This window comes from Chromohalobacter sp. 296-RDG (genome assembly GCF_029889885.1).
In the GTDB taxonomy this organism is placed as follows: domain Bacteria; phylum Pseudomonadota; class Gammaproteobacteria; order Pseudomonadales; family Halomonadaceae; genus Chromohalobacter.
In genome coordinates, this window is sequence record NZ_JARANY010000105.1 from 1 (window position 1) to 4,905 (window position 4,905).

Here is a 4,905-nt window from a genome sequence, read left to right on the forward strand (position 1 = left end):
CTGATGGTGATGCTTACGTCGCTACTGGCGCTGGGCAGCTTGCTCTATGCCTGCGCCGGTGATGACGAGCAAGGCTCGAACTTTCACGGATTGTTCCAGCTGCAACTTATGGGTATCAACGGCGCCTTCCTGACTGGCGACCTTTTCAACCTGTTCGTCTTCTTCGAAGTACTGCTCATCGCTTCCTATGCGCTGTTGATGCACGGCGGCGGCAAGGCACGCACACATGCAGGCTTTCATTATGTGGCGCTCAACTTGCTAGGGTCGATGCTGTTTCTAATCGCGCTGGGCATCCTCTATGGCACCATGGGCACGCTCAATATGGCCGACATGTCAGCGGTCGTGACGACGCTGGATACCGCCGACCTGGGGCTGGTCAAGGCCGGCGCTCTGTTGCTGCTGATCGTGTTCGGGCTCAAGGCAGCCATGTTGCCGCTATACTTCTGGTTGCCGCGCGCGTATGCCGCTGCGCCGGCACCAATAGCGGCCCTTTTCGCAATCATGACCAAGGTCGGGATCTATTCGATCATCCGTGTGTATACGCTGATCTTCGGTGAGCAGGCCGGCCCTCTGGCAAACCTCGCCCAGCCGTGGATATGGTGGCTAGGCTTGGCCACGCTCACGCTGGGTGCCGTAGGCGTGCTATCCGCACGTGACATGCGTACCCAGGTGGCGTACCTGATTCTGGTCTCGGCGGGCACACTGCTGGCGGGCATCGGCATGCACAGCGAAGCCGCGCTAGGCGCACTTCTTTATTACTTGACCCACACCACCTTGGTCAGTGGCGGCATGTTCCTGTTGGTCGATGCCATCGCGCAGCAACGTGGCAAAGCCGGGGCGCGCATCGTACAGTCCCGCACGCTGACGCAGCCCGCCACATTGGGTCTACTTTTCTTCGCCGGCACCATCGCCATGGCCGGCTTGCCGCCTTTATCCGGCGCCTTCGGCAAGGCCCTGCTGCTTCAAGCGGCGACAACGGCCCAGCAGCATTGGCTTTGGCCGATCCTTCTGGGTAGCGGGCTAGCGTCCTTGATAGCGCTATCTCGCACCGGCTCGACCATCTTCTGGCGGGCGTCAGGCGAGAAGACCGGTATCACGCTCGGCCCACTGCGCATCACCGGCACGCTCATTCTGATCGGCTGTGCGCCGCTCATGGTGGCCTTCGCCGGCCCCATTACGGCGTTCACCCAGGCGACCGCCGCCCAATTGCTCGACCGCGATGCGTATGTCGAGTCAATCATCGCTCGCGGCGACACTGGAGGTGATGCATGATTCGTCCTCGCAAGTGGCTACCGATGCCGCTGCTGTCCGTCTTGCTACTAATCGTGTGGCTACTGTTGATGAATGGCGTCGCCTTCGGACACTGGCTGCTCGGCAGCTTTCTGGCCATCGTCATCCCGCTGATTACCAAGCCCTTCTGGGAGGCACAGCCCAGGATCAAGAAGCCTTGGCTCATGCTGCGCTATTTCTGCCGAGTGCTGCTCGATATCGTGGTCGCCAACCTGGAGGCCTCCAAAGTCATACTCGACCCGCGAGGACGGGCGCGCCCCGCTTTCATCGAGTATCCGCTCGAACTTCAGGAGAATTTCGCGATCACCATGCTGGCCAGCACCATCACTCTGACGCCGGGAACGGTCTCGGCGCATCTGCGCATGGATGGCAAGACCCTGTTGATCCATGCTCTGGATGTAGGCGATATCGACGATATGAAGCGTCATATCCATGAGCGCTATGAGCGTACGCTCAAGGAGATCTTCGAATGCTAGATTTTGCCCTCAAGATCAGCGTGGCACTGTTCGCGGTCGCAGTCGTGCTCAATTTGTACCGGGTCGCGGTCGGCCCCAGCCTTCCTGACCGCATTCTGGCACTGGACACCATGTACGTGAATTCCATCGCCTTGATCGTGCTGTTCGGTATCTGGCTGGGGCATCGTACCTATTTCGAGGCGGCGCTGCTCATCGCCATGCTCGGTTTCGTGAGCACCGTGGCGGTTTGCAAGTACTTGCTACGTGGCGACATCATCGAATAGCGGAGGAACCATGATTGCCTTATATACTTTGATGGAAGGTGTCATCGCCTTCTTCTTGATCGCCGGTAGCATCTTCGCCTTGATCGGCTCGCTGGGACTGGCACGCATGAAGGATTTCTACATGCGCCTGCATGGCCCCTCGAAGATCTCTACGCTGGGCGTTGGCTGTGTACTGCTGGCCTCGATCGCCTATTTCAGCCTGCTCGCAAGCGGGCCCAGCCTGCAGGAACTGCTGATCACCATCTTCTTGTTCATCACCGCCCCAGTCTCCGCGCATCTGCTGAGCAAGAGCGCATTGCATCAGAAGCTCGCTTACGACTCCCGTACTCGTGGCAACCCCGAGGAGCTTCAGGACGATGATGATGAGCGCACCCTCGAGGAAGCATCCCAAGGCAGTTCCAAACTGCCCTGAACTGCGTCTGATGCCCAACTCGACGCCCGATGGCTCGCCATCGGGCGTCTTGCATATAGGCCTTGTCGAAACGCTCAGCGGCGCTACCAGCCTTGGGTATGTTGCTCGACGAGCGAGGCCAGCAGGTCGATATGATCCTGGCGATCATTGAGCGCGGGAATATACTGGTAGTCACCGCCGCCCGCCTCCTCGAAATAGCCGCGATTTTCGACCTCAAGCTCTTCCAGCGTTTCCAGACAATCGGCAGCGAAGGCGGGGCTGATCACGTTGACGCCCTCGAGACCCTCGGCGCCCCATGCCTTCAAGGTTTCGTCTGTATATGGCTTGAGCCATTCTTCGCGTCCGAAACGCGACTGGTAAGTCTGGCGCCATTCATCTGCATTGAGCCCCAACGCCTCGGCCACCAGACGGCTGGTCTCTTCGCAATGTCGTGGATAAGGATCACCGGCATCGGCGTAACGCTTGGGAATGCCGTGATAGGAAAGCAGCAGTCGCGACTGCCGGCCATGCGCCGCCCAATGCTCGCGAACGCTTTCTGCCAGCGCCTCGATATAGGCCGGATGATCATGGTAGTCGCGCACGAAACGCAACTCCGGCAAATGCGGACACGGCGCCAGGGCACGCGCCAGGCGGTCGAATACCGCCCCCGTCGTCGTGGCGGAAAACTGCGGGTAAAGGGGCAGCACCAGGATGCGTTCGACCTCGGCATCGCGCAACGCCAGGCCGGCTTCCTCCATACTAGGCTTGCCATAAGTCATCGCCAGTTCGACGGGGATTTCGGTGCCCATACGCGTCGCCAGTCGTTCCTTCAACGCGCATTGCTGGCGGCGCCCGATGGCGAGCAACGGCGATCCATCCTCTCCCCACACGGAGGCATAGGCCTTGGCGACACGCGGTGGCCGAATGCGCAGGATGATGCCATGCAGAATCGGTAGCCATTTGGCACGCGGCAGGTCGATCACACGCCGGTCGCCGAGGAATTCCGCCAGATAGCGACGCACCGCTGACGCCGTCGGCGCCTCAGGCGTTCCAAGGTTGACGAGCATGACACCAAAGGGAGCTGACCCCATTGAAACCTCTCCTGTAAAAGACCGTAGTCAATCAGTGTAACAAGCACGGGCACATTGAGCTTATCGCGTTATACTATTAAGGCCATTTGTACAATATTTGGATAACTTATGCCCAAGTCATTACGGCTCGTGCTCGGCGACCAGCTTAGCCTGACGCTGCCCATACTGCAGGATGCGCCGCCAGAGGCAACGGTCGCTCTCTGCGAAGTCGATGAAGAAGGACGCTACGTTCCCCACCATCCGCAAAAGATCGCCATGATGCTCGCTGCGATGCGACATTTCGCCGCCGATCTGCGCCAGCGGGGCTATCGCGTGCATTATTCGGCTCTCGACGATCCCGACAACCGACACTCGTTGATCGCAGAGGCTGAACGCCTGGCGAAACGCTACGACTGCGATGAGATCCACGTGACCCGGCCAGGAGAGTGGCGCCTGCTGGAGGCCATGGAGGCACGGCAGGCGCAGGCCCGAACACCGCGCTGGCATATCGTTGAAGATACCCGTTTCTTTTGTTCTCACCGCGATTTCGATGCCTGGATGGAAGGCCGCAAGCGGCCACGCATGGAAGACTTCTATCGCATGCTTCGTCGACGCACCGGGCTACTGATGGACGGCAACGCACCGATCGGCGGGCAGTGGAACTTCGACCGCGACAATCGTGCGCCCATCGATGACGCACCGTCGCCACCCTCACCGCCTCGCCATCGTCAGGACGCCATCACTCGAGAAGTACTGGCTCTCGTCGAGACACGGTTTGCCGATCACGTCGGACGCCTGGAAGGCTTCAACTGGTCCGTCACCCGACGCCAGGCGCTTGCCGATCTGCGCCACTTCGTCGCCCAAGCCTTGCCCGCGTTCGGTACCTACCAGGATGCCATCAGCGATACGGCGCCCTACCTCTTCCACTCCAGGCTCTCCGCTGCACTCAATATCGGTCTGCTATCCCCCGGAGAGGTATGCGAGGCGGCGCAAGACGCTTGGCAACGTGGTGCGGCGCCACTCAATGCCGTCGAGGGTTTCATTCGCCAGATACTGGGATGGCGAGAGTACGTTCGCGGTATCTACTGGCACCGTATGCCCGCTTACAAGCGCGAGAACAAGCTCGGTACCAGCAGCGGACTTCCTCAGTGCTACTGGGACGGCGATACCGATCTGCGCTGCCTCAAGCGTGCCATCGAAATGACGCACGACAATGCCTATGCGCATCACATCCAGCGCTTGATGGTCACGGGCAATTTCGCTCTGCTCTGCGATGTGCGTCCTGCGGCCTTGTGCGATTGGTATCTCGCGGTTTACGCCGACGCCTGCGAATGGGTCGAACTACCCAACACGCTGGGTATGGTGCTGCATGCCGACGGCGGTTACCTGGGCTCCAAGCCCTATTGTGCCTCGGG

6 protein-coding genes are annotated in these 4,905 nt (G+C 60.0%); 5 read left to right on the top strand and 1 reads right to left on the bottom strand.

The genetic code is table 11. The features are described 5' to 3' along the window. The 4 genes from OP495_RS16460 to OP495_RS16475 form a co-directional block, all read left to right on the top strand. The coding region (locus OP495_RS16460; RefSeq protein WP_280570793.1) for a monovalent cation/H+ antiporter subunit D at nt 1-1,272 on the top strand (1,272 nt) is incomplete at its 5' end. After that, entirely contained in the window at nt 1,269-1,766 is a 498-nt protein-coding gene (locus OP495_RS16465) for a Na+/H+ antiporter subunit E (protein WP_280563054.1), read from the top strand. The genes OP495_RS16460 and OP495_RS16465, both read left to right, overlap by 4 nt. After that, nucleotides 1,760-2,029, top strand: coding sequence for a K+/H+ antiporter subunit F (locus OP495_RS16470; RefSeq protein ID WP_280563053.1), 270 nt, complete (start codon nt 1,760-1,762; stop codon nt 2,027-2,029). The genes OP495_RS16465 and OP495_RS16470 overlap by 7 nt, the downstream gene beginning before the upstream one ends. A 10-nt stretch (nt 2,030-2,039) precedes the next feature. After that, nucleotides 2,040-2,441, top strand: coding sequence for a Na+/H+ antiporter subunit G (locus OP495_RS16475; RefSeq protein WP_280563052.1), 402 nt, complete (start codon nt 2,040-2,042; stop codon nt 2,439-2,441). Between the two features lie 83 nt (nt 2,442-2,524). Here OP495_RS16475 and hemH read toward each other — a convergent pair whose 3' ends face one another. Continuing rightward, a complete protein-coding gene (hemH, locus tag OP495_RS16480) occupies nt 2,525-3,511 on the bottom strand; it encodes a ferrochelatase (protein WP_280570795.1) in 987 nt (328 codons plus the stop codon). Nucleotides 3,512-3,619: 108 nt separating this feature from the next. Here hemH and OP495_RS16485 point away from each other — a divergent pair. Continuing rightward, on the top strand, nt 3,620-4,905 hold a 1,286-nt coding region (locus OP495_RS16485), incomplete at its 3' end, for a cryptochrome/photolyase family protein (RefSeq protein WP_280570797.1).

What these genes read in the sequence shown, in the direction of transcription:
- OP495_RS16465 (WP_280563054.1), top strand. Translation starts at nt 1,269, where the DNA reads ATGATTCGTCCTCGCAAGTGGCTACCGATGCCGCTGCTGTCCGTCTTG.
- OP495_RS16470 (WP_280563053.1), top strand. Translation starts at nt 1,760, where the DNA reads ATGCTAGATTTTGCCCTCAAGATCAGCGTGGCACTGTTCGCGGTCGCA.
- OP495_RS16475 (WP_280563052.1), top strand. Translation starts at nt 2,040, where the DNA reads ATGATTGCCTTATATACTTTGATGGAAGGTGTCATCGCCTTCTTCTTG.
- hemH (WP_280570795.1), bottom strand. Translation starts at nt 3,511, where the DNA reads ATGGGGTCAGCTCCCTTTGGTGTCATGCTCGTCAACCTTGGAACGCCT.